At 66.6% G+C, this 22,618-nt stretch carries 21 protein-coding genes and 1 tRNA gene; 8 read left to right on the forward strand and 14 right to left on the reverse strand.

Translation table 11 applies throughout. From position 1 onward, the window contains the following. Positions 1-43: 43 nt before the first annotated feature. On the reverse strand, positions 44-1,708 hold the full coding sequence (pyrG, locus tag AC5P8Z_RS01720) for a CTP synthase (protein ID WP_495227904.1): 1,665 nt from the start codon (positions 1,706-1,708) through the stop codon (positions 44-46). A gap of 400 nt (positions 1,709-2,108) precedes the next feature. Further along, the gene (locus AC5P8Z_RS01725) at positions 2,109-2,342 is read right to left on the reverse strand and encodes a hypothetical protein (protein ID WP_286071580.1); all 234 of its coding nucleotides are present in this window, start codon (positions 2,340-2,342) and stop codon (positions 2,109-2,111) included. 172 nt (positions 2,343-2,514) lie between these two features. On the opposite strand from AC5P8Z_RS01725, the gene parE reads away from it, so the two are divergent. From parE to AC5P8Z_RS01740, 3 genes are all read left to right on the forward strand, one after another. Further along, positions 2,515-4,404, forward strand: a complete 1,890-nt coding sequence (gene parE / locus AC5P8Z_RS01730; protein WP_495227906.1) for a DNA topoisomerase IV subunit B — start codon at positions 2,515-2,517, stop codon at positions 4,402-4,404. A gap of 153 nt (positions 4,405-4,557) precedes the next feature. Beyond that, a complete protein-coding gene (locus tag AC5P8Z_RS01735; protein ID WP_495228309.1) occupies positions 4,558-5,136 on the forward strand; it encodes a GNAT family N-acetyltransferase in 579 nt (192 codons plus the stop codon). A 109-nt stretch (positions 5,137-5,245) separates the two neighbouring features. Beyond that, entirely contained in the window at positions 5,246-6,742 is a 1,497-nt protein-coding gene (locus AC5P8Z_RS01740) for a S10 family peptidase (RefSeq protein WP_495227907.1), read from the forward strand. Positions 6,743-7,119: 377 nt separating this feature from the next. On the opposite strand, the gene AC5P8Z_RS01745 is transcribed toward AC5P8Z_RS01740, so the two are convergent. Next, positions 7,120-8,241, reverse strand: a complete 1,122-nt coding sequence (locus AC5P8Z_RS01745; protein ID WP_006431323.1) for an inorganic phosphate transporter — start codon at positions 8,239-8,241, stop codon at positions 7,120-7,122. A 13-nt stretch (positions 8,242-8,254) separates the two neighbouring features. Next, positions 8,255-8,881: a DUF47 domain-containing protein gene (locus tag AC5P8Z_RS01750; protein WP_004152833.1), complete on the reverse strand. Its 627-nt coding sequence runs from the start codon at positions 8,879-8,881 to the stop codon at positions 8,255-8,257. A 292-nt stretch (positions 8,882-9,173) separates the two neighbouring features. Here AC5P8Z_RS01750 and AC5P8Z_RS01755 point away from each other — a divergent pair, with 292 nt between their 5' ends. Both AC5P8Z_RS01755 and AC5P8Z_RS01760 read left to right on the forward strand, forming a co-directional pair. Then, positions 9,174-10,478: a hemolysin family protein gene (locus AC5P8Z_RS01755; protein ID WP_286071576.1), complete on the forward strand. Its 1,305-nt coding sequence runs from the start codon at positions 9,174-9,176 to the stop codon at positions 10,476-10,478. Beyond that, positions 10,462-11,121, forward strand: coding sequence for an exopolysaccharide biosynthesis protein (locus AC5P8Z_RS01760; RefSeq protein ID WP_049428963.1), 660 nt, complete (start codon positions 10,462-10,464; stop codon positions 11,119-11,121). The genes AC5P8Z_RS01755 and AC5P8Z_RS01760 overlap by 17 nt, the downstream gene beginning before the upstream one ends. 92 nt (positions 11,122-11,213) lie before the next feature. On the opposite strand, the gene AC5P8Z_RS01765 is transcribed toward AC5P8Z_RS01760, so the two are convergent. From AC5P8Z_RS01765 to AC5P8Z_RS01780, 4 genes are all read right to left on the reverse strand, one after another. Beyond that, positions 11,214-11,711: a pyridoxamine 5'-phosphate oxidase family protein gene (locus AC5P8Z_RS01765; protein WP_286071575.1), complete on the reverse strand. Its 498-nt coding sequence runs from the start codon at positions 11,709-11,711 to the stop codon at positions 11,214-11,216. Between the two features lie 69 nt (positions 11,712-11,780). Then, positions 11,781-12,776 (reverse strand): LLM class flavin-dependent oxidoreductase, encoded by a 996-nt coding sequence (locus AC5P8Z_RS01770; protein ID WP_495227910.1) that lies wholly within the window; start codon positions 12,774-12,776, stop codon positions 11,781-11,783. Between the two features lie 204 nt (positions 12,777-12,980). Continuing rightward, positions 12,981-13,748 carry a sulfurtransferase gene (locus AC5P8Z_RS01775; protein ID WP_495227911.1) on the reverse strand — a complete coding sequence of 256 codons (768 nt, stop codon included), beginning with the start codon at positions 13,746-13,748 and terminating at the stop codon, positions 12,981-12,983. 248 nt (positions 13,749-13,996) lie between these two features. Next, positions 13,997-14,362 carry a DUF6164 family protein gene (locus tag AC5P8Z_RS01780; RefSeq protein ID WP_495227912.1) on the reverse strand — a complete coding sequence of 122 codons (366 nt, stop codon included), beginning with the start codon at positions 14,360-14,362 and terminating at the stop codon, positions 13,997-13,999. 70 nt (positions 14,363-14,432) lie between these two features. On the opposite strand from AC5P8Z_RS01780, the gene AC5P8Z_RS01785 reads away from it, so the two are divergent. Both AC5P8Z_RS01785 and AC5P8Z_RS01790 read left to right on the forward strand, forming a co-directional pair. After that, positions 14,433-14,867, forward strand: coding sequence for an FKBP-type peptidyl-prolyl cis-trans isomerase (locus AC5P8Z_RS01785; protein WP_286071572.1), 435 nt, complete (start codon positions 14,433-14,435; stop codon positions 14,865-14,867). After that, complete coding sequence (locus AC5P8Z_RS01790; RefSeq protein ID WP_495227913.1) at positions 14,854-16,101, forward strand: TIGR03862 family flavoprotein; 1,248 nt, start codon at positions 14,854-14,856, stop codon at positions 16,099-16,101. The genes AC5P8Z_RS01785 and AC5P8Z_RS01790 overlap by 14 nt, the downstream gene beginning before the upstream one ends. A 98-nt stretch (positions 16,102-16,199) precedes the next feature. Here AC5P8Z_RS01790 and AC5P8Z_RS01795 read toward each other — a convergent pair whose 3' ends face one another. The 4 genes from AC5P8Z_RS01795 to AC5P8Z_RS01810 all read right to left on the reverse strand — a co-directional run bounded on the left by AC5P8Z_RS01795 (position 16,200) and on the right by AC5P8Z_RS01810 (position 20,303). Beyond that, on the reverse strand, positions 16,200-16,661 hold the full coding sequence (locus tag AC5P8Z_RS01795) for a GNAT family N-acetyltransferase (protein ID WP_286071570.1): 462 nt from the start codon (positions 16,659-16,661) through the stop codon (positions 16,200-16,202). A gap of 100 nt (positions 16,662-16,761) precedes the next feature. Further along, positions 16,762-18,384, reverse strand: a complete 1,623-nt coding sequence (locus tag AC5P8Z_RS01800) for an FMN-binding glutamate synthase family protein (protein ID WP_286071569.1) — start codon at positions 18,382-18,384, stop codon at positions 16,762-16,764. Between the two features lie 55 nt (positions 18,385-18,439). Next, positions 18,440-19,726, reverse strand: coding sequence for a nucleotide sugar dehydrogenase (locus AC5P8Z_RS01805; protein ID WP_495227914.1), 1,287 nt, complete (start codon positions 19,724-19,726; stop codon positions 18,440-18,442). A gap of 142 nt (positions 19,727-19,868) precedes the next feature. Further along, positions 19,869-20,303, reverse strand: coding sequence for a BLUF domain-containing protein (locus AC5P8Z_RS01810; RefSeq protein ID WP_286071567.1), 435 nt, complete (start codon positions 20,301-20,303; stop codon positions 19,869-19,871). A 131-nt stretch (positions 20,304-20,434) separates the two neighbouring features. Between AC5P8Z_RS01810 and AC5P8Z_RS01815 the strand changes: the two genes are divergently transcribed. After that, positions 20,435-20,521: transfer RNA gene (locus AC5P8Z_RS01815), tRNA-Leu, on the forward strand. A 23-nt stretch (positions 20,522-20,544) separates the two neighbouring features. On the opposite strand, the gene hemN is transcribed toward AC5P8Z_RS01815, so the two are convergent. Next, positions 20,545-21,954, reverse strand: a complete 1,410-nt coding sequence (hemN, locus tag AC5P8Z_RS01820) for an oxygen-independent coproporphyrinogen III oxidase (RefSeq protein ID WP_286071566.1) — start codon at positions 21,952-21,954, stop codon at positions 20,545-20,547. Between the two features lie 44 nt (positions 21,955-21,998). After that, the gene (locus AC5P8Z_RS01825) at positions 21,999-22,439 is read right to left on the reverse strand and encodes a group III truncated hemoglobin (protein ID WP_295565751.1); all 441 of its coding nucleotides are present in this window, start codon (positions 22,437-22,439) and stop codon (positions 21,999-22,001) included. Between the last annotated feature and the right edge of the window lie 179 nt (positions 22,440-22,618).

The raw sequence follows: 22,618 nt of genomic DNA on the forward strand, positions 1-22,618 counted from the left end.
GGTTGAAGCATGCAGGATGGGGGCCGAAGCCCCCAGTCACAAGTCAGGCGCGCGCTTCGGAAAGCAGCTTGCCGCCGGCCTTGCGCTCGCGCGCGGCACGGATGAAACCGATGAACAGCGGGTGGCCGTCACGCGGCGTGGACAGGAATTCCGGGTGCGCCTGGCAGGCCAGGAACCACGGGTGCGCGTCGCGCGGCAGTTCGACCACTTCCACCAGGGTGTCGTCCATCGACTTGCCGGCGATCACCAGGCCAGCATCTTCCAGCTGGGTGCGGTAACGGTTGTTGAACTCGTAACGGTGGCGATGGCGCTCGGCGACGACGTCCTTGCCGTACAGTTCGCGGGCCAGCGTGCCCGGCTTGAGGCGTTGTTCCTGCAGGCCCAGGCGCATGGTGCCGCCGAGGTCGCTCTTGTCGTCGCGCTTCTCGACATCGCCGGTAGCGGTGCGCCATTCGGTGATCAGGCCGATCACCGGGTTCGGCGACTGGCGGTCGTTCTCGGTGCTGTTGGCACCTTCCAGGCCCACCACGTTGCGCGCGTAGTCGACAACGGCCGCCTGCATGCCGTAGCAGATACCGAAGTACGGCACCTGCTGCTCGCGGGCGAACTTCGAGGTCAGCACCTTGCCTTCGAAACCACGGTCACCGAAGCCACCCGGCACCAGGATGCCGTCGACATCCGCCAGTGCAGCCATGTCGGTGCCTTCCAGGTCCTGTGCTTCCAGCCACTTCAGGTTGACCTTGGTGCGCTGGCGCAGGCCGCCATGCTTCAGCGCTTCGCCGACCGACTTGTAGGCGTCCTGGTGATCGACGTACTTGCCGACCACGGCGATGGTCACTTCGTCCAGCGGGTGCAGGGTCGCATCGACCGCGTCTTCCCACATCGACAGATCAACCGGGCCCGCCTTGTCGACCAGCTTCAGCTGATTGACCACGATCTCGTCCAGGCGCTGTGCATGCAGGCCCGACGGGATGCGGTACAGCACGTCCACATCCGGCACGCTGATCACCGCGCGTTCGGACACGTTGGTGAACTGGGCGATCTTGCGGCGCTCCGAATCCGGCACCGCCTGTTCCGAACGGCAAAGCAGCACGTCCGGCTGGATGCCGATCGAGCGCAGTTCCTTCACCGAGTGCTGGGTCGGCTTGGTCTTCAGCTCGCCGGCGGCGCCGATGTACGGCACCAGGGTGAGGTGCATGAACAGCGCCTTCTCCGGGCCGCGCTCGGTGCGCACCTGGCGGATCGCTTCCAGGAACGGCAGCGACTCGATGTCGCCGACGGTACCGCCGATCTCGACCAGGGCCACGTCGTAGCCTTCGGTGGCTTCATCGATGCAGCGGCGGATCTCGTCGGTGATGTGCGGAATGACCTGCACAGTCGCGCCCAGGTAATCGCCGCGGCGCTCCTTGCGGATCACGTTCTCGTAGATGCGGCCGGTGGTGACCGAGTTCTTGCGGCTCAGGCGGGTGCGCACGAAGCGCTCGTAGTGGCCCAGGTCGAGATCGGTCTCGGCGCCGTCGTCGGTGACGTAGACCTCACCGTGCTGGAACGGGCTCATGGTGCCCGGGTCGACGTTGATGTACGGGTCGAGCTTCATCATCGTGACCTTCAGGCCACGGGCTTCGAGAATGGCGGCCAGTGACGCAGCGGCAATGCCTTTGCCGAGCGAGGACACCACGCCGCCGGTTACGAAAATCAAGGGAGTCATGGCTGCAAGCATCCTGTCTGGAAATGGAAAACGGCAACACCACGCGCACCCGGAGGGCGGGCATGGAGCTTGAAGGGGGTTTTCCGGTTCGCTGGGGCAGCGAGGGAGGTGCTGGGCCGTGCGGCGGCAGGCGCCGGACGGGGACCACCCTGCGAGGTCGGGGCGGCCGTGCCGGTCAAATCGACCGTCACCTGCGACCCGCATTGCTGGCGACCACGCATGGTCGTGCCAGCCCATTCGCAAAGGGTGGACACGCACTTGCTCCCGGAAAGCCATAGTTTACAGATTGATGGCCGCCAACCCAAGAGGCAGTTGCGGCCATCCCCCAAAAGAAACGCCCCGCTGGGCGGGGCGTCGGGGGGCGAATCCCTTGCGGCAAGGGCTTCAGAGCGCGGAAGCGTTACTTCTTCTTCCTCGCCTCTTCTTCCTCTTCCTGCTGCGGGGCCGGCTGGCCCTGCGCCTTCATTTCGGCATTGGCCTGGGCGCGGCGCTTGGCCTTGGCATCGGCTTCAGCCTGTGCCTTATCGGCCTGGTCACCCTGCTGCGGGGCCGGCTGGCCGGCGTTCTGCGCCACCACCATCGGCACTGCAACGGCGGCGGCGGCCAGGATCGCAATGGTCAGCAACTTCTTCATGAGGTCCTCCTCGCGGTATGGCTTGGATGTTTCGACCCAACGGGGGTCGCCGGCGTTCAGACTCCAGCGACTGCCATTTTACCCCCTCCCCGCCGCCGAGGCTGAACCGCAGGCGTGCAAATTCGCCGCACAGACCGCACACTTGCGCGTCGCTCCGCGCTTTAGAAGATAGATGAACGCCCGCTATAACGCCGCCGATATTGAAGTCCTGTCCGGCCTTGACCCGGTCAAGCGCCGTCCCGGCATGTATACCGACACCGCGCGCCCGAACCACCTGGCGCAGGAAGTGATCGACAACTCGGTGGACGAGGCCCTCGCCGGCCACGCCCGCTCGATCGAGATCACCCTGTACAAGGACGGCAGCGTGGAAGTCAGCGATGACGGCCGCGGCATGCCGGTGGACATCCATCCGGAAGAGAAGATCCCCGGTGTCGAGCTGATCCTCACCCGCCTGCATGCGGGCGGCAAGTTCAGCAACAACAACTACACCTTCTCCGGCGGCCTGCACGGCGTCGGCGTCAGCGTGGTCAACGCGCTGTCGACCCTGGTGGAAGTGCACATCAAGCGCGAAGGTGCCGAACACCGCATCACCTTCCGCAACGGCGACCGCGCTACCCCGCTGGAAGTGGTCGGCAGCGTCGGCAAGAAGAACACCGGTACCCGCGTGCGCTTCTGGCCGGACCCGAAGTACTTCGATACGCCGAAGTTCGCGGTGCGCGCGCTCAAGCACCTGCTGCGCGCCAAGGCCGTGCTGTGCCCGGGCCTGACCGTCAAGCTGACCGACGAGGCCACCGGTGAAGTCGACACCTGGTACTACGAAGACGGCCTGCGCGATTACCTGAAGCTGGAGCTGGGCGAGCGCGAATCGCTGCCGGCCGACCTGTTCGTCGGCAACCTGAAGAAGGACACCGAGGTGGTGGACTGGGCCGTGGCCTGGCTGCCGGAAGGCGAGCTGGTGCAGGAAAGCTACGTCAACCTGATTCCCACCGCCCAGCACGGCACCCATGTCAACGGCCTGCGTACCGGCCTGACCGAGGCGCTGCGCGAGTTCTGCGACTTCCGCAACCTGCTGCCGCGTGGCGTCAAGCTGGCCCCGGAAGACGTGTGGGACCGCGTGTCGTTCGTGCTGTCACTGAAGATGACCGACCCGCAGTTCAGCGGCCAGACCAAGGAACGCCTGTCCTCGCGCCAGGCCGCCGGTTTCGTTGAAGGCGCCGCCCACGATGCGTTCAGCCTGCTGCTGAACCAGAACGTGGAGCTGGGGGAGAAGATCGCGCAGATCGCCATCGAGCGCGCCAGTGCGCGCCTGAAGACCGAGAAGCTGGTCGTCCGCAAGAAAGTCACCCAGGGCCCGGCGCTGCCCGGCAAGCTGGCCGACTGCATCAGCCAGGACCTGTCGCGCACCGAGCTGTTCCTGGTGGAAGGTGATTCGGCAGGCGGCAGCGCCAAGCAGGCCCGCGACAAGGACTTCCAGGCCATCATGCCGCTGCGCGGCAAGATCCTGAACACCTGGGAAGTTTCATCCAACAGCGTGCTGGCCTCGGAAGAAGTGCACAACCTGGCCATCGCCATCGGCTGCGACCCGGGCAAGGATGACATCAGCGGCCTGCGCTACGGCAAGGTCATCATCCTGGCCGACGCGGACTCCGACGGCCTGCACATCGCAACGCTGCTGACCGCACTGTTCCTGAAGCACTTCCCGGCGCTGGTCGATGCCGGCCACGTGTTCGTGGCGATGCCGCCGCTGTTCCGCATCGACGTGGGCAAGCACGTGTTCTACGCCCTGGACGAAGAAGAAAAGCGCTCGATGCTGGACAAGATCGAACGCGAGAAGATCAAGGGCGCCATCAATGTGACCCGCTTCAAGGGCCTGGGCGAGATGAATCCGCCGCAGCTGCGCGAGTCGACCATCCACCCCGATACGCGCCGACTGGTGCAGCTGACCGTGGACGATCGCGAGCAGACAAGTTCGCTGATGGACATGCTGCTGGCCAAGAAGCGCGCCTCCGACCGCAAGGGCTGGCTGGAGTCGAAGGGCGACCTGGCCTCGCTGGAAGTCTGACTCCCGCAGCCCTCCTGTAGAGCCGAGCCCACGCTCGGCTGCATTCCGCGTCGTGCCGGGCAGCCGAGCATCGGCTCGGCTCTACAGAGATCCCGCCGCCATCGGCAAACCCTGCGGCGCCATAATGCGCGTCCACCCGTGTGGACCATCGTATTGGCCAGCCACTCGTTGCTGTTCCCTGCCCTGCCGCTGCACAGCGCGCGTTTGGTGCTGAGCCCGATCCGCCGTGACGACGCGGCCGCGCTGTTCACGCTGCAATCCAACCCGGATGTAATGCGCTGGTGGAACCACCCGGCCTGGACACGTCCGGCCGAGGCCCGCGAACAGATCGACGACGATCTTGCCGCGCACGCCATCGGTACCCAGCTGAAGCTGGCCGTGCGCGAATCATTGGACGGTCCGCTGCTGGGCATCTGCGTGGTGTTTGCCATCGATCGTGACGCCGCGCGGGCAGAGATCGGCTATCTGCTTGCACCCGACCGCCAGGGCCAGGGCTACATGCATGAGGCCCTGCAGCAGATGCTGGCCTATCTGTTCCGAACCCTGCACCTGCACCGCATCGAGGCCGAGATCGACCCGCGCAATGTGCCGTCGGCGCGCGTGCTTGACCGCCTCGGCTTCCGCCGCGAGGGGGTGCTGCGCCAGCGCTGGCGCATCCAGGGCGAACTTTCGGACTCGGCCGTCTACGGCCTGCTGGCTGACGACGCGGCGACAACCGCCCTGCCCGCTTGACCCAATCTGGCCGCAAGCCGTTGCGGCTCGTGGCCATGCCTTTGGACACATACGGCCCGGGCATCACCGGCCTAGCATCGGAACCCCCTTCCGCTGCCGATACGGTGCCATGAAGTCCCTGCTGCACACTGCCGCGCTCTGCGTCGGCCTGCTCATCGCCCCTGCCACGGTACTGGCCGCGCCCGCCGCCGACGCCAAGCCCGACCCGAAGGACGACAAGACCGAAGCTCCCACGCTGCCCGCCGATGCGTCGGTCCGCCAGAGCATGCGCCTGGCCGGCCGCACGCTCGACTACACCGCCACCGTCGGCACCCTGCCGGTGCGCGACGACAAGGGCAAGGTGATCGCCGATGTGGTGTTCACTGCCTACACGATGGCGGGCAAGGATCGCCCGGTGACGTTCGCGCTCAATGGCGGCCCCGGTGCCTCGTCGGTCTACCTCAACATGGGCGCGATCGGGCCCAAGGTGGTCACCTTCGGTTCGGAAGGTGACAGCGCCTCGGCACCGGCCACCCTGCACGACAACCCGGGCACCTGGCTGGACTTCACCGACCTGGTGTTCATCGATCCGGTCGGCACCGGCTTCAGCCGCGCCCGCATCGGCGACGATGAAGCGAAGAAGCAGCTGTACAACCCCGGCGCCGATATCGAATACCTGTCGCGCTCGATCTACGACTGGCTGCTGCGCAACCAGCGCATGGCCTCGCGCAAGTACCTGACCGGCGAGAGCTACGGCGGTTATCGCGGCCCGCGCATCACCCACTTCCTGCAGACCCGGCTGGGCGTGGCGATGAACGGCCTGGTGCTGGTCTCGCCTTACCTGAGCCCGACCCTGGAAGACAACGCCGACGTCTCGCCGATGGCGTGGATGCAGACGCTGCCGTCGATCGCCGCAGCGCACCTGGAGCGCCAGGGCAAGCTGACCGACGCGGCGATGCGCGAGGTGGTCGAGTACACCCGCGGCGACTACGCCACCGCGTTGATGAAGGGCCGCAGCGATCCGCAGGCGACCGAAGCGATGCTGCGCCGGGTGACCGAGCTGACCGGGCTGGACCCGCAGTTCGTGCGTCGCGCTGGCGGCCGCCTGGAAACCCAAGCCTACCTGCGTGAGGTGTTCCGCGACAAGGGCACGCTGGGCAGCCGCTACGATTCCAACGTGACCGCCTTCGATCCGTTTCCGAACGATCCGGAGCAGCGCGCCAACGATCCACTGCTGGACAGCATCATCGCGCCGACCACCACCGCGATGGTCGACTTCGTGACGCGTGTGGTCGGCTGGAAGGTGGATGCGCGCTACCAGGCGCTGAACTACGACGTGAACCGGCTGTGGGACCGCAATGGCGATCTGCGCCAGGGCGCGGTGACCCAGCTGCGCCAGGCGGTGGCGATCGACCCGCATCTGCAGGTGCTGATCGTGCACGGCTGGAATGACCTGTCGTGCCCGTTCATGGGTTCGATCCTGACGGTGGACCAGATGCCGGCGATGGGCAGCAACCCGGACCGGGTGCAGGTGCGCAGTTATCCGGGTGGGCACATGTTCTACAGCCGGGCGGACAGCCAGGCGGCGTTCCGCAAGGATGTGCAGGCGCTGTTCCAGCGCAATTGAGGGGTTCGGCCGGGCCTGCGGCCCGGCACCCGCTGACGGCAACGGCAACGGCGACTGCAAAAGCTGGCTTCCTGAGGGCTGGCGAGGTGGGGTGGGGTGGGGTTGCAGGACACGCCGTAAACCCATCCTTGGGGGCTCGATGGCGCCATCCATGGCGCCAACGGTCCTGCAACCCCACCCCACCCCACCCCGCCGCTGACAGGTTCCTGCTGCTGTTGGTGGGTGCCGACCGTTGGTCGGCACGGGATCGGATCCCTGCTTCTGCTCTGGTAGGTGTCGACCTTGGTCGACACGATGTGTGCGGAAAAAATTCTTTGCCCATGAAAAAGCCCGCCGGATATCGGCGGGCTTTTTCGTTTGCAACCTTGGCGTGGCAATCAGGTCCAGCCGAACAGCTCGAACAGCTTGAGGATCAGGTACGCACAGCCGCCGGCCGCCGGGATGGTCAGGATCCAGGCCCAGACGATGCGCTCGATCACGCCGAACTTCAGCGAGCGCGGGTTCTTGGCGAAGCCCACGCCCATGATCGCGGTGGAGATGCTGTGCGTGGTCGAGACCGGCATGCCGAAGTGGGCGGCCAGGGTCAGGATGGTGGCCGAGCTGGTTTCCGCGGCGAAGCCGTGGATCGGGTGCAGCTTGACCATCTTGTGGCCCAGCGTCTTGATGATCTTCCAGCCGCCCGAAGCGGTACCGGCGGCCATCACCACCGCACAGGTCAGCACGATCCACATCGCGATGCCGTCACCGGCGTGCGCGTCCGGGTGCATGAAGGCCAGCCAGGACGGCAGGTCGTTCAGTGCGCCGGTGGCTTCGGCACCGATCAGGGTCATGGCGATGATGCCCATCGTCTTCTGCGCGTCGTTGTGGCCGTGGGCGAAGCCCATGTAGGCCGCCGAGGCGATCTGCGCCTTTCCGAAGAAGGCGTTGACGATGCGCGGACGGGCCAGGCGGCCGATGGCGCCACCGATCTTGGCCAGGCCGGCGATCAGGCCCCACAGCAGCACCATCACCACGATGCCCAGCAGGAAGCCGGCGATCGGCGAGGTGATCATCGGCACGAACACCTTCCACAGCAGGCCCTTGTTCTGCGCCCAGCTGCCCAAGCGCTCGGACCAGATCAGCGCGTCCCAGTTGTTGTGGGCCGCGGCCAGGCCGGCGCCGCAGAGGCCGCCGATCAGCGCGTGCGAGGACGAGGACGGCAGCCCCTTCCACCACGTGATCAGGTTCCAGATGATGCCGCCGAGCAGCGCGCACAGGATGACCTGCGGGGTGACATCGACGACGTTGGTGTTGAGCAGGCCGGAGGCGATCGTCAATGCGACGGCCGTACCGGTCAGCGCACCGATCAGGTTCATGAAGGCGGCCAGCATCACCGCCCAGCCGGGCGAGAGCACCTTGGTCGCCACCACGGTGGCAATGGAGTTGGCGGTGTCGTGGAAGCCGTTGATGAACTCGAAGACGAGCGCGGCCAGGATCACCACCAGGACAAGGGTCAACATGCGGCGGCGTCCGTCAGCTGTTCTTCAACACGATCTGGTACGCCACCACGCCGGCCTCGCGGCAACGGTCGATGGCCTTTTCCAGGATCTCGAAGAATTCCTTCAGCAGGAACATCTGCAGGTTGTCCAGGCGGCCGGAGTAGATGTCGCGGTACAGCTCGAGCATCAGGCGGTCGGCCTCGTTCTCCAGCGAACGCAGCTTCTCGTTCAGCGCGGTCATCCGGTCCAGGTTCATGTGACGCAGGTCGGCCACCATCTCCACTACCACGCCGGCAGCCTGTTCCAGCATCGCCGCGCGCGGCGCGAAGTCGATGTGTTCCAGGTGAGTCGTGGCCAGCGAATAGCGATCGGCAAACTTCTCGATCTGCTTCGGAATCTTGTACAGGGCCGAACCCAGCGCTTCGATGTCTTCGCGCTCGATCGGGGTCATGAAGCTGTCCACCAGCGCCTGGCTGATCTTGTCCGAGGCCGCGCGCTCGCGCAGGCGGGCCAGCTTGAAGGCGTCCAGCGCGGGCTGGCGGTCGGCCTCGCGCAGCATGGAATGCAGCGCCTTGGCGGCGTCGGAGGCCGCGACGGCGGCCTCATCAAGCAGGGTGTAGAACTGTTTGCCGGAACCGAAAATGGTCTGCAGAGAGAACATTGAGAAACCTGTCAGCCGTCGCGGGAAGGACGGCACCAGACGGAATTATGACGGCTAGATGACCATCTCGGGTATCCCTGCGCCCTTTCCGGGCTTCGAGACCCTCAACCTGAACAGGCAGTTGCCACCCGGACACGCCCCTTTGCTAAGATGCCAGCGCGCCTTCGGGCGCACCCTATGGACGACGACCCTTATCCCCCTGCGCCGCGCCGGACCCCGATCCTGAGCGCCTGCCGCCATCGCAAGCACCCGCCCTCCCTGCCACCAACCGGGGACGATGCCCGTGTTTGAAATGATCCTGATTGTCTTCGCGCTTGTTCTGTTGAACGGCTTCTTCGCCATGTCCGAGATGTCGGTCATGACCTCGCGCAAGAGCCGCCTGAAGCAGATGGCCGCCACCTCCAAGCGCGCTGCCAAGGCGCTGGAGCTGTCGGAGAAGCCGGAGAGCTTCCTGTCCACCGTGCAGATCGGCATCACTGTGATTGGCGTGCTGACCGGCTACCTCGGTGGTGAGGCGCTGGGCGAAGCCTTCGCCGGCTGGATCCAGGGCCTGATGCCGGGCTTCGCCTACGCCGGCAACATCGGCACCGCGCTGGCGGTCAGCCTGATCACCTTCATCACGCTGATCTTCGGCGAACTGGTGCCCAAGCGGCTGGCACTGACCCGTTCGGAGGCCATTGCCGGCCTGGTGGCGATGCCGATGAGCTGGCTGGCCAAGCTGGCCCTGCCCTTCGTCTGGCTGTTGTCCAAGACGACCCAGCTGGTCCTGCGCCTGTTCGGCCTGGGCAAGGATGAAGTCGCCTCGGTGACCGAAGAAGAGATCCGCATGCTGGTGGCCGAGAGCCACGAGGCCGGCGTGATCGACGCCCACGAGCGCGACATGATGAACCGCGTGATGCGCCTGGGCGACCGCACCGCCGACAGCCTGATGACCCCGCGCAACCGCATTGCCTGGCTCGACACCCAGGCCGGGCTGGAGCGCAACCTGGAAATCATGGCCGAGCACGAGTTCTCGCGGTACCCGGTGTACCGCGACAACGACATGGACGTGGTCGGCGTGCTGGAACTGAAGTCGCTGGCCACGCGCATGGCGCGCGGTGACAACGCGCTGTTCCAGACCCTGCGCGAGCCCCTGTACGTCTCCGAATCGACCCATGCGATGAAGCTGCTGGAGATCTTCCGCGAGGAACAGCAGTCGATGGCACTGGTGGTGGACGAGTACGGCGAGATCCAGGGCCTGGTGACCATCAGCGACCTGATGGGCGCGGTGGTCGGCCGCCTGCAGGCGGTGGAGAACGCCGACGAGGATGCGCTGGTGGTGACCCGCGAGGACGGCTCGCTGCTGGTGGACGGCTCGCTGCCGATCGAAGACGTGCGTGAACTGATCGGCAGCAACGAGCTGCCCGATGCCGAGGATGGCGACTACTACACGCTGGCCGGCATGTGCATCCACTACTTCGGCCGCATTCCGCACGCGGGCGAGTACTTCGACTGGGCCGGCTGGCGCTTCGAGGTGGTCGACCTGGATGGTGCGCGGGTGGATAAGCTGCTGCTGCGCACGCTGTCCGACGAGCAGGCCGATGAGCTCACCGCCTGAGGCCGGCCAGGGTCCGGGCATCGAGCGCCCGGCCTACCGCAACGAGGGCATCCGCACCCTCCTGGAGATGTTCGCCTCCGGTGATCCGGCCGAACACATGCCGCTTGGCCAGATCCTGTGCAACCTGCAGCAGAGCGCGTTCGGCGTATTCCTGTTCGTAGCGATCCTGCCCTCGTTCATTCCGATTCCGGGCATGGGCGGCGCGGTCAGCGGCCCACTGGTGGTCCTGATCGGCCTGCAGATGCTGTGCTGCCTGCGCCGCCCCTGGTTGCCCGGTTTCATTGCGCGGCGCGGGCCGAAGCGCGGCACCATGCACCGCTTCCTCGACCGTATCGATCGCCCGCTGCGGCGTCTGGACAAGATGCTGAAGCCGCGCCTGCCCCAGCTGCTGACACCGCTGCCGGCGCACGCCTTCACCGGCCTGCTGCTGGTGCTGCTGGGCATCCTGCTGTCGCTGCCGATTCCCTTCACCAACTTCCTGTTCGGCTTCCAGTTGCTGCTGTTCTCGCTGGCGCTGCTGGAACGCGATGGCGCGCTGATGCTGTTCAACTGGATCGCGGCGCTGGCGGCGATCGCCTTCTTCGGCTTCAGTTCGGGGCAGCTGGTGGGTTATACCGTCGATCTGTTCCAGCGCTGGTTCTGAACCAGGAACCGGTAGAGCCGGCCGCTGGCCGGCTGCCACGTTTCCAGGTTTGCCGGCCAGCGGCCGGCACTACCAATACCGGACATCGGCCCTCAACGCAGATCGATGAAACCGTTGTCGGCCAACGCCGCCGGCTCGTCCTGCACCGCCGACAGCACGAAGGTCAGCGCCTTGCCCAGCAGCGTGCCCGGACCATCCCAGTATTCAGCACTGTCGGCGCGCACATGGATCAGGCGCAGGTTGGGGTCATCCTTGCCACCGGGGAAGAACAGCTTCATCGCCGGTGACCACAGCTCCTCGATCTTCGCGCGGTCGTCGACGATGCGCGCACGCCCCGCCACCGACACATAGGTGTTCTTCGACGGTGAGGCGTAGGCCACGTTCACCCGCGGATCGAGCGCGATCTCGGCCACCTTCGGGCTGTCGGCGGTGATCACGAACCACAGGTCACCATCGAAGTTGACCTGCTGGGTGGCCAACGGCCGGCTGTAGAGTCGTCCGTCAACGCCGGTGGTGGTGAACATCGCCACCTCCACGTCCTTGATCAGTTCGGCCAGCTGGGCAATGTGTTCGGCGCGGGTCTCGGCCATGGTGGGGACTCCAGAAGTGGGAGCCCCCATCAGACGCTGATCGGCTGCAACGGGCCGTGACGCGATTGTTCAGCCCGCGTGGCGGGCATGCCAGGCGTGCATCGCCAGTTCGAACGAACGCAGGCGCGCGCGGTGGTCGTACAGGTTGGCGGTGAGCATCAGTTCGTCGGGCTTGTGCCGCTCGACGAAGGCGGCGATGCCCTCGGCCACCTGCTGCGGATCACCCAGCACGGTGCAGGCCAATGCCCGCTCCACGCCCAGCTTTTCATGCGGTTCCCAGAAGGACTCGATGTCGTCGATCGGTGCCGGAATCTTGCCCGGCCGGCCACGACGCAGATTGACGAAACTCTGCTGCTGGCTGGTGAACAGGCGGCGCGACTCGGCTTCGCTGTCGCTGGCGACAACGTTCAGCGCCAGCATCGCGTGCGGCTGCTTCAGCGTGGCCGAAGGGCGGAACTCGCGGCGGTACACCGCCAGCGCCTCGTACATCACGTCGGGCGCGAAGTGCGAGGCGAACGCGTACGGCAGGCCCATCGAGGCGGCCATGCGCGCACCGAACAGGCTGGAACCGAGGATCCAGGTCGGCACCCGCAGGCCGCCACCCGGGACCGCCTGTACGGCCTGGCCGGGTTGCACCGGCTCGAAGTAATGCAGCAGTTCGCGCACGTCCTGCGGGAACTGGTCGGCGCTGTCGAAGTAGCGGCGCAGTGCACGCGCGGTCGGCTGATCGGTCCCGGGTGCGCGGCCCAGGCCGAGGTCGATGCGGTCCGGATACAGCGACGCCAGCGTGCCGAACTGCTCGGCCACCTGCAGCGGGGCATGGTTGGGCAGCATGATGCCGCCGGCACCGACGCGGATGCGCTTTGTGCCCCCGGCCACATGGCCGATCAGCACAGCGGTGGCCGCGCTGGCGATGCCGGGCATGTTGTGGTGTTCGGCCAACCAGTAGCGGCGGTAGCCCAGCGCATCGGCGTGCTGGGCCAGTTCCAGCATGTTGGCGAAAGCGGCTGTGGTGTCACTGCCCTCGCAGACCGGGGCCAGGTCAAGGATCGACAACGGGATCATCAGGCGGTTTTCCGTCACAGGATTCCCCTTCTGATGGGGACGGCAGGGTGCAACGGCCAGTGTCGGTGGCGGGATGCTGATTCCCGTGGGGCGGGTTCAGCGCCCACCGGAACGTGTAGCGCAGAGCCCGTGCTCGGCTGCCTTTCGTCGACCAGCAGCCGCCGAGCATGGGCTCGGCTCTACAGGAGCGCGGTCAGAGCGCGGTTAGAACGCGCTCGGACGCGGCTCCGGCAGCGGCTGGTCGACCATGGGCTTCAGCTCGGCATCCAGCGCCACGCGCTCGTCGAACACGAAGCAACGCCCCTCGTAGCCTTCGCCGCCCACCTCCTCGAAGTAACCGAGGATGCCACCGTCCAGCTGCAGCACATTGTCCATGCCGTCATTGACCATCCACAGCGCCGCCTTCTCGCAACGGATGCCGCCGGTGCAGAAACTGACCACGGTGCTGTCCTTCAGCGCTTCGCGGTGCGGCGCCAACGCCTCGGGCAGGTCGGTGAACTTGTGGATGGGCAGCACCAGCGCGTCCTTGAAGGTGCCGTACTCCACCTCCTGCAGGTTGCGCGTGTCGAGCATCACCACCGGCTTGCCGGCGTCGTCATGCCCTTGGCGCAGCCACCGCTGCACCGTGGCCGGATCAACCGCAGGCGCACGCGGATAGTCCAGCGGCTGGCCGTCATCGCGGCGGAAGCTGATGATCTCGTCCTTCACCTTGGCCTTCAGCCGCGCGAACGGCTGGTGCTCGCTGAGGCTGGTCTTGACCCGCAGATCGGCAAAGCGCGCATCTTCGCGCAGCGCCGCATAGAAGCCCTCGATATCTCCTGGCGCGCCGGCCAGGAACAGGTTCAGGCCCTCGCCCGCCACCAGGATCGTGCCACGCAGCTCAGCCGCCTCGGCGCGCGCCAGCAGCTGGTCGCACAGGGCCTGGGGAGCGTCGATGACGGCGAAATGGTAGGCAGCGGTGTTGGCGATCATTGCGCCATTTTAGCGCCTCCCGCCCGCACTGACAGTTCCCGGGGTCAGAGCCCTCTGCGCGGCAGAGGGATCCGACCCCGGCAGATACCCGGAATCTGTCAGAGGCGCGGCGGTGTGGGCAGGCGGGGCCGTTGGCGCCATGGATGGCGCCATCGAGCCTGTCCACACCGCCACGCCATCCCACGGAAACCAGCTTTTGACGTGGCAGTTGCGTCTGCGGGTGCCGGATGCAACCCGGCCGCCGCCCCTTAAGCGCGCAGCAGCATGAACGGCAGCAGCATCAGCGCCGCCGCGCCGGCCATCGCCAGCAGCACCAGCACCACGTACAGCGGACGCTGCCGGAACAGGCTGCCGAAGGTCTCGGCGGTTCCGTCGCGCACTGCCTGCTCACGCTCAGCGCGGATGCGAGGACCCCGCTCGGCCTGGTACTCGGCCATCAGGGCCTTCGCACGCGGATGATCGGCGTCCTCGCGCAGCCACAGGCCACCGTTGGAAATGCCCCACGGGCTGGGTTCGGTGCGATACCAGGCGATGCCGTGCCGGTCGAGCAGCGTGCAGACATCGGCATATTCGTCGTCGCCGACATTGCGCAGATTGAGCAGGAGTTTTGCCATGCCCCCATGATACCCGGCGCCGATGCGCTACCCTTGCCGCCCTTGCCCCGCGCCCTTCCGGAGACGCCCGATGCGCCGCCTGCTGCTTCCCCTGCTGCTGTCCCTCGCCGCCGCTGGCTGCTCGACCGAACCGTCCGGCCCGCCGCCCGGCGGCACCCTGACTGCCTTCGAGCGCATCGATACCGTGCCCGGCACCGGGGCCGAAGCCGTCTCCGGCAGCAAAGTGACCGTGCACTACACCGGCTGGATCTACGACAACCGCACCGAAACCAAGCACGGCAAGACCTTCGACAGCTCGGTCAGCCGTGGCGAACCGTTCACCTTCGCGCTGGGCGCCGGCCAGGTCATCCGCGGCTGGGATGAGGGCGTGGCCGGCATGAAGGTCGGCGGCAAGCGCACCCTGATGATCCCGCCGGACTACGGCTACGGCGACCGCCGCGTCGGCCCCATTCCGGCCGGTTCGTCGCTGGTGTTCGACGTCGAGCTGCTCGATGTCAAACCGTAATACCGCACTGCCCAAGCGGGTCGCCGTCATCGGCGGCGGCCCGGCCGGCCTGTTCGCCGCCGAGCGCCTGCGCGCCGCTGGGCTGGAGGTCGACCTGTACGAGGCCAAGGGGTCGCCCGGCCGCAAGTTCCTGATCGCCGGCAAGGGCGGGCTCAACCTCACCCATTCCGATCCGCGGCCGTTGTTCGACAGCCGCTACCGCGAGCAGGCTGCCGTGGTCGGTCGCTGGCTGGATGGCTTTGACGCGCAGGCACTGCGTGACTGGGCCGCCGGCTTCGGCGTCGAGACCTACGTGGGCAGCTCTGGCCGGGTGTTTCCGGTCGACCGCAAGGCGGCGCCGCTGCTGCGCGGCTGGGTGCGCCGATTGAAGGAACAGGGCGTGCGCCTGCATGCCAACCATCGCTGGACCGGTTGGAGCAACGACGGCGCCCTGCGCTTTGGCACCGAAGCGGGCGAAATCGATGTCCACGCCGATGCCACCGTGCTGGCGATGGGCGGCGGCAGCTGGCCGCAGCTGGGCAGCGATGGCGCCTGGGTTGCGCCACTGCAGGCGCGCGGCGTGGACATCGCGCCGCTGCAGTCAGCCAACTGCGGCTTCGACGTGGACTGGACCCCGTTCTTCGCCCAGCGCAATGCTGGCGCGCCATTGAAGCCGGTGGTCGCGCACTGGATCGACCTGGCTGGACAACCACAATCGCTGCAGGGCGAGTGCGTGGCCAGCGAATACGGCATTGAGGGCAGCCTGATCTACGCATTGGCCGCCGACCTGCGCGAAACCATCAACCGCGACGGCCACGCCACGCTGTGGTTGGACCTGGTGCCAGGTCGCGACGAAGCGCGCTTGCTGGCCGACCTGTCGCGCCCGCGCAAGGGCCGCAGCTTCGGTGAGCACCTTCGCCGCCAGGCCGGCCTGGATGCGGTGAAGGCCGCACTGGTGTTCGAGCGCCTGGGCAAGGAGGCCGGCAATGATCTGCGGGCCGTAGTTGCCTCCCTCAAGCGCCTGCCGCTGCGCCTGCTGCGTCCAAGGCCGATGGCCGAGGTGATCAGCACCGCCGGTGGCGTGCGCCTGGAGGCGCTGGATGATGGCCTGATGCTGCGGGCAGTACCGGGCGTGTTCTGCGCCGGCGAGATGCTGGACTGGGAGGCGCCGACCGGCGGCTACCTGCTGACCGCGTGCTATGCCAGCGGCCTGCGTGCTGCGGAAGGCGTGATCGGGTGGCTGGCGGAGCGGTGACGCCTGCCTTGTAGCGTCGAGCCATGCTCGACGGCTTCATCGATTGAATCAAAAACAGCCGAGCGTGGGCTCGGCTCTACAACAGCCGTCGAGCTGCATCACCACGGCCGGCGCATGCTCACCGAGGCCAGCGCCACGCCGCTGGGATGTGGGTAGGCCCTCGCGCTTACGCTGATGAACCCCTGCCGCTGATAGAACGGCACGGCATTGAGCGAGGCCGACAGCACCACCTCACGCTCACGATCAGCCATCGCCAACAGGCGCTGCATCAGCGCCTGCCCAATCCCCTGGCCGCCACGGTCGGGATCAACAAACAACGCGTCGACTTCATTGGCGTCGGCATCAAACACGCCGAAGCCAAGCAGGGCACCCTCCCCATCCTCGGCCACCACGCAACCGCCCTGCCCCAGCAAGTGCGCGTACTGCGACGGTGGCGGCGAGGCCGACCATGGCGCGATGACCTCGGGTGGGTAATGACTGCTGCAGGTCTCACGCACGCACCGTGTGCGCAGGGCCCACAGCGTGGCCACATCGGCAATCGTGCCGCGCCTGAACTGCATGGCATCTCCTTGTACAGCCGAGCGCATGCTCGGCTGTTCTTCGTTCCACTATCACGATGAGAGAAGCAGCCGAGCATGGGCTCGGCTCTACAGCAACACGTTATCGCGACTTGCTGGCGCGCAGCGCCTGGATCTTCGGCGGCGGCTGGAAGGAATCGCTGCGCGCATCGGCCCAGAACGCATGGAACACTGCGTGGTCCGGCACCTTGTGCAGCAGTTCGCCCGGTTCCAGGTAACGGTACAGCGAGGCCAGCGAACGGATCTCGACGGGCGAAACACGACGCAGGATGTGCTCCGGGCCCAGCTCCGCCGGGTCGTTCAGGCCCGCGGCGCACAGTAGCTCCTTGAGTGCGTGCAGGGTGTGCTCGTGGTAGCTGTACACGCGGGTGGCCTTGTCCGGTGCATCCAGGTGCTTCCAGCGCGCCGGGTTCTGGGTGGCGATGCCGGTCGGGCACTTGTCGGTGTGGCAGCTCAGCGACTGGATGCAGCCCAGCGCGAACATGAAGCCACGACCAGCATTGCACCAGTCGGCCCCCAGCGCAATGGTCCGCGCGATGTCGAACGCACTGGTGATCTTGCCGGCCGCACCGATGCGGATGCGCTCGCGCAGGTCCAGGCCCACCAGGGTGTTATGCACCAGCAGCAGCGCTTCGTGCATCGGCACACCCACATGGTCGACGAATTCCGCCGGTGCTGCGCCGGTGCCGCCTTCGGCGCCGTCCACCACGATGAAGTCCGGCAGCAGGCCGGTTTCCTGCATTGCCTTGGCGATGCCGAACCACTCCCACGGGTGGCCGATGGCCAGCTTGAAACCAACCGGCTTGCCACCGGACAGCTCGCGCAGGCGGGCCACGAACTGCAGCAGTTCAACCGGCGTCGAGAACGCCGAGTGACGCGACGGCGACACGCAGTCCACCCCCATCGGCACGCCACGCGTCACCGAAATCTCTGCGGTCACCTTCGGCGCCGGCAGCACGCCGCCGTGCCCCGGCTTGGCGCCCTGCGACAGCTTGATCTCGATCATCTTGACCTGGTCGTGGGTCGCGTTGGCAACGAAGCGTTCCTCGCTGAAGGCGCCCTTTTCATCACGGCAACCGAAGTAGCCCGAGCCGATTTCCCACACCAGATCACCGCCCATCTCCCGGTGGTAGGGCGAGATCGAACCCTCGCCGGTGTCGTGATAGAAGCCGCCCTGGCGCGCGCCTTCGTTCAGCGCGCGGATGGCATTGGCCGACAGTGAACCGAAGCTCATCGCCGAGATGTTGAACACGCTGGCCGAATAGGGCTTGGCACAGTTCGGGCCGATCAACACGCGGAAGTCATGCTTGGCGATGGCGGTCGGTGCCAGTGAATGGTTGATCCACTCGTAATCCACCGCGTAGGTGCTGCGCAGGGTGCCGAACGGCACCGTGTCCATCTCGTTCTTGGAACGCTGGTAGATCAGCGCGCGCTGCTGGCGCGAGAACGGCACATCCTCCAGGTCGCTCTGCACGAAATACTGGCGGATCTCAGGGCCGATCGACTCCAGGCCATAGCGGAAGTGCGCCATCACCGGATAGTTGCGGCGCAGCGTGCTGCGCTTCTGCAGCAGATCCCAGGTCCCCAGCGCCACCATCGCGGCAGTCAGGCCGACGCCCCAATACCAGGCCGGCCATATCGTGGCCAGCCACAGGCATATCGGGAACATCAGGATGGCGAGCAGGTAGACGACATACCGGTGCATGGCTTTCCTCGGTTGCAACTGTCCCCGAGTCTACCGCGCTGCCCGCCATGCGGGCTTACAGGCGACCGTCAACCACGTTGCGCGGCCAGGCCGATTTCACGTCGTAGACCAGTCCACCGGGGGCCAGCAGGGCACGGATGGCCGCTTCATCCATGGCCTTGAAGCGGGCATGGGCCACCGCCAGCACCACGGCGTCATAGCCGCCGGGAACCGGTTCGGCCAGCCAATGCACGCCCGCATCGGCCAATGCCGCCGGGCCGACCCATGGGTCACTGACCGCGACCTGTGCACCGGCATCACCCAGGCGCTGCGCCAGCTCCAGCGCTCGGCTGTTGCGCAGGTCCGGGCAGTCTTCCTTGAAGGTCACGCCGAGCACCAGCACCCGTGACTGCGCAGGCAGGCGGCCACGCTCGGCCAGCATCGCCAGCACGCGTGCGGCCACGTGTTCGCCGACGCGGTTGTTGACCTGCCGCGCGGTGTGGATCAGGTCCGGGTGGTAGCCCACGCTCTCGGATTTGTGCAGCAGGTAGTACGGGTCCACGCCGATGCAATGGCCACCGACCAGCCCGGGCCGGAACGGCAGGAAATTCCATTTGCTTCCGGCCGCATCCAGCACGTCCTGGGTATCGATGCCGAGCCGGTCGAAGATCAGTGCCAGTTCGTTGACCAGCGCGATGTTGACGTCGCGCTGGATGTTCTCGACCACTTTGGCCGCTTCGGCCACGCGCATCGACGGTGCCGGGAAGGTCCCGGCGTCGATGATGCGCTGGTACAGGCCGTCGATCACGGCTGCAACCTCCGGCGTCGAACCCGAGGTGATCTTGCGGATGTCGGCCAGGCGCCGCTGACGGTCACCGGGGCTGACCCGTTCCGGACTGTAGCCGCAGTAGAAATCCTCGTTGAAGCGCAGGCACGAGCCCTGCTCCAGCAGCGGCACGCAGACTTCTTCGGTGGTTCCCGGGTATACCGTGGACTCGTAGATCACCAGATCGCCCGCACGCAGGTGGCTGGCGATCAGCCGGCTGGCCGAGCGCAATGGCTCCAGGTCGGGCTGCTCGTAGGCATCGATCGGGGTCGGCACGGTAACGATGTAGACATTGCAGGCGTCGAGCAGCCCCGGATCGCTGCCGTAGTGCAGATGCGGCGCACTGGCCAGCTCGTCGGCCTCCACTTCCAGCGTATGGTCCTGGCCCTCGCGCAGTTCGGCAATGCGCCCGGCATCGATATCAAAGCCCAGCGTCGGCCAGTGCCTGCCGAACGCCACGGCCAACGGCAGGCCGACGTAACCCAGGCCGATCACTGCGAAACGCGGAGTTACCGCCGCCGCAACGGGCGCGCTCATCGGCGCATCCCGTGCATCGGATGAAGGCGCATGCGCGCTGCAATGGCTTCGGCCCACCCACTCATTCGCTGTACCACTCCGGGAAACCCGCACCAGAAAGGCTACAGCCTAACGGCCCCGGCGCCCCAGCGCCAAGGCAGGCTCAGGACCCCAGCGCGACCGCAGCCGGTTCCAGTTCGCCGTCGGCACCTGTCCAGGCCTGCAGCAGGCGTTCGAAGCCACCACTGCCGAGCAGGAATCCCGTCCATGCCGCGTCGACAATCTGCACCAGCAGGTCCGCTTCGATCCGCCGCGTCCCCATCGACCAGCGTGGGAACGCCCGCTGTGCCACCGGTGCACGGCACAACACCTTCAGCTGGACATGGCTGCGCGCATTGAGGATGCGCTGGAACACCGAATCGATCCCGTCCTCGGGACCTTCGAGGTACTGCAGGAAACGGCTGCCATCGAACATCAACACGCCGGTGACACCGGCCACACGATTGAACGCCGTGGCATCGGCCAGCAGGCGATCAAGATCGGTTGTCTGCAGATCGGCGCGGGCCTCACTGGCATAGGCAATCGCGTGCAGCGACATCAGGTGGCTCCCCCCCTGGGAACGATGGCTGGGACTATGACATGAATGGGGTCGACAGTTAAGCACGTCACCGCCGCGACGCGATCCGGTCGCCGCGCTGCAGGTGGGCTACAATCGGCGCCGCGCTGCAGGCCCGGATGGCGAAACTGGTAGACGCATCGGACTTAAAATCCGCCGACCGCAAGGTCATGCCGGTTCGATTCCGGCTCCGGGCACCACGCGCGAAGTGCGCACACACTCCTCAGATCGCACGCGAGTAGCGCGGCTGCTCATGCGCGGCGCGCAGGTACGGATCAAAGCACATCGCCAGCAACCGCAGCAGCGGACGCCCCGGCTCGCTGGCGCGCACCACGCCTTCGCGATACTCGGCCAGACCATCCTCCTGCAGCCGCTGCACCGAGCGCAGGTCGTCGGCGAAGTAGCGCTCGAAATCGACCCCATGGCGCTGCCCCAGCACCGCACCATCCACCTCGCCCTGGCACATCAGCTGCTGGATCAGCTCCGCGCGCAGCTGGTCGTCGGCACTCAGCGCGACACCGCGCCAGACCGGCAACTGTCCTTGGTCCACCGCGTCCTCCCACGACGGCAGGTCACGTGGATTCTGGCTGTAGGTGGCACCGATATGGCTGATCGCGCTCACGCCCAGACCCAGCAGGTCGGTATCGGCGTGGGTGGTATAGCCCATGAAGTTGCGATGCAGCTGGCCGGCACGCTGGGCCCGTGACAGATCCTCTTCCGGCAACGCGAAGTGATCCATGCCGATGTACTGGTAGCCAGCCGCAGAGAGCTTCTCCACCGCCAGGCCCAGCAGCGCCAGCTTGTCTTCCGGCGAGGGCAGCCGGTTTTCGTCGATCTGCTTCTGTGCACGGAACAGATGCGGCAGGTGCGCATAGCCATACACCGCCAGGCGATCCGGGCGCAGCGCCAGCACCTGTTCCAGGGTGCGGCTAAAACCCTCTAGGCTCTGCCCGGGCAGGCCGTAGATCAGGTCGACGTTGACCGAGCGCATGCCGCTGTCGCGGCAGGCGCGCAGAATGTCCAGCGTCTGCTGCACGCCCTGCACGCGGTTGATCGATTCCTGCACGTGCGGATCGAAATCCTGCACGCCCAGGCTGGCGCGGTTGAAGCCCAGCCTCGCCAGCATTCCGACGTCGTGGGTATCGATGAAGCGCGGATCGAGTTCGATCGAGAAATCACGTTGCGGCGAATCACTGAAATCGAATCGGCGGCGCAGCCCCTCCACCAGCGTGGTCATTGCTTCGGCATCGAGGAAGTTCGGCGTACCACCGCCCAGGTGCAGCTGGATGACCTCGCGGCCGTCCTCGAACTGTGGCGCCAGCAGGTCGGCCTCGGCCAGTACGCGCGACACATAACTGTGGCCACGACCACGATCACGGGTGATCACCCGGTTGCAGCCGCAGTAGAAGCACGGGCTGGAACAGAACGGCACGTGCACATACAGCGACAGCGCGCGCGCCTGCCGGTTGCTGTCGGCGATCGCCTGGCGCAGCGCCGGTGCATCGAAGCCATCGTGGAAGTGCGGCGCGGTCGGATACGAGGTGTAGCGTGGCCCCGGCCGGTCGTGCCGGCGCAGAAGGTCGGGGTCGAAGGTCCAGGCCAGGCCACCGGCGGCGGGAGAGAACGTGTCCATGCCACCAGCATCGCGCCGGACGGCCGCTACCGCCTTGACCCAGATCAATCCTTGGCGGCGATCCCCAGCACAGGCAGCCCGACCTGCGGCCAGCGCAGCATCTGGTAGCGCTTCCAGAAGGTGTCGCCGATGCGCGCGGCCACGTCGTTGGCCAGTTCCTGCATCGCCGGGTTGTCGCATTCGGCCGTGGTGATCCGGAACAGCACCAGCCAGCGGTCGAACAGGTCCTTGTCCAGCTCGATGGCCATGTGCTTGGACATCGGCGAGCCCTTGAAGCGGCGGGTACCGCGCAGCATCGCCGACCAGAAGTCGACCAGCTGTGCCAGGTGCTCCGGCCAGTCGTGGACGTGCGCCTCGAACACCGGCCCCAAGCGCTCCTCTTCGCGCACGCGGGCGTAGAAGTCGTGGACCAGGCGGGTCACTTGCTGCTCGGTGCACAGCTCGGGCGAGGCGACAGGAAGGACGGGCGGCGGTGTTGCGTTCATCGGGGTACCCAAAGCGTGCCGGCAGTGTGCCGCAGCGGAGCAGCACCGCCGTTGATCCAGATCAATGTCAGCGCAGTCGGCTGCACCTAGGCTGCCATGCTTGCAGGAAGCATGCCCTGCGGATGCGGCGCCAACCTGGGCGAAGTATACGCGCCGCCCACTTTTCGATCCGGGACAGC

This window comes from Stenotrophomonas sp. YJH_SMC_17 (genome assembly GCF_059371655.1).

Excerpts from the sequence above, each read along its gene's own strand:
- pyrG (WP_495227904.1), bottom strand. The coding sequence starts at position 1,708 with ATGACTCCCTTGATTTTCGTAACCGGCGGCGTGGTGTCCTCGCTCGGC.
- AC5P8Z_RS01810 (WP_286071567.1), bottom strand. The coding sequence starts at position 20,303 with ATGTCGCTGCACGCGATTGCCTATGCCAGTGAGGCCCGCGCCGATCTG.
- AC5P8Z_RS01740 (WP_495227907.1), top strand. The coding sequence starts at position 5,246 with ATGAAGTCCCTGCTGCACACTGCCGCGCTCTGCGTCGGCCTGCTCATC.
- AC5P8Z_RS01765 (WP_286071575.1), bottom strand. The coding sequence starts at position 11,711 with ATGGCCGAGACCCGCGCCGAACACATTGCCCAGCTGGCCGAACTGATC.
- AC5P8Z_RS01770 (WP_495227910.1), bottom strand. The coding sequence starts at position 12,776 with ATGATCCCGTTGTCGATCCTTGACCTGGCCCCGGTCTGCGAGGGCAGT.
- AC5P8Z_RS01745 (WP_006431323.1), bottom strand. The coding sequence starts at position 8,241 with ATGTTGACCCTTGTCCTGGTGGTGATCCTGGCCGCGCTCGTCTTCGAG.
- AC5P8Z_RS01795 (WP_286071570.1), bottom strand. The coding sequence starts at position 16,661 with ATGCAGTTCAGGCGCGGCACGATTGCCGATGTGGCCACGCTGTGGGCC.
- AC5P8Z_RS01800 (WP_286071569.1), bottom strand. The coding sequence starts at position 18,384 with ATGCACCGGTATGTCGTCTACCTGCTCGCCATCCTGATGTTCCCGATA.
- AC5P8Z_RS01775 (WP_495227911.1), bottom strand. The coding sequence starts at position 13,748 with ATGATCGCCAACACCGCTGCCTACCATTTCGCCGTCATCGACGCTCCC.
- AC5P8Z_RS01725 (WP_286071580.1), bottom strand. The coding sequence starts at position 2,342 with ATGAAGAAGTTGCTGACCATTGCGATCCTGGCCGCCGCCGCCGTTGCA.
- AC5P8Z_RS01785 (WP_286071572.1), top strand. The coding sequence starts at position 14,433 with ATGCGCCGCCTGCTGCTTCCCCTGCTGCTGTCCCTCGCCGCCGCTGGC.
- AC5P8Z_RS01825 (WP_295565751.1), bottom strand. The coding sequence starts at position 22,439 with ATGAACGCAACACCGCCGCCCGTCCTTCCTGTCGCCTCGCCCGAGCTG.
- parE (WP_495227906.1), top strand. The coding sequence starts at position 2,515 with ATGAACGCCCGCTATAACGCCGCCGATATTGAAGTCCTGTCCGGCCTT.
- AC5P8Z_RS01750 (WP_004152833.1), bottom strand. The coding sequence starts at position 8,881 with ATGTTCTCTCTGCAGACCATTTTCGGTTCCGGCAAACAGTTCTACACC.
- AC5P8Z_RS01805 (WP_495227914.1), bottom strand. The coding sequence starts at position 19,726 with ATGAGCGCGCCCGTTGCGGCGGCGGTAACTCCGCGTTTCGCAGTGATC.
- AC5P8Z_RS01790 (WP_495227913.1), top strand. The coding sequence starts at position 14,854 with ATGTCAAACCGTAATACCGCACTGCCCAAGCGGGTCGCCGTCATCGGC.
- AC5P8Z_RS01780 (WP_495227912.1), bottom strand. The coding sequence starts at position 14,362 with ATGGCAAAACTCCTGCTCAATCTGCGCAATGTCGGCGACGACGAATAT.
- AC5P8Z_RS01760 (WP_049428963.1), top strand. The coding sequence starts at position 10,462 with ATGAGCTCACCGCCTGAGGCCGGCCAGGGTCCGGGCATCGAGCGCCCG.
- hemN (WP_286071566.1), bottom strand. The coding sequence starts at position 21,954 with ATGGACACGTTCTCTCCCGCCGCCGGTGGCCTGGCCTGGACCTTCGAC.
- AC5P8Z_RS01755 (WP_286071576.1), top strand. The coding sequence starts at position 9,174 with ATGATCCTGATTGTCTTCGCGCTTGTTCTGTTGAACGGCTTCTTCGCC.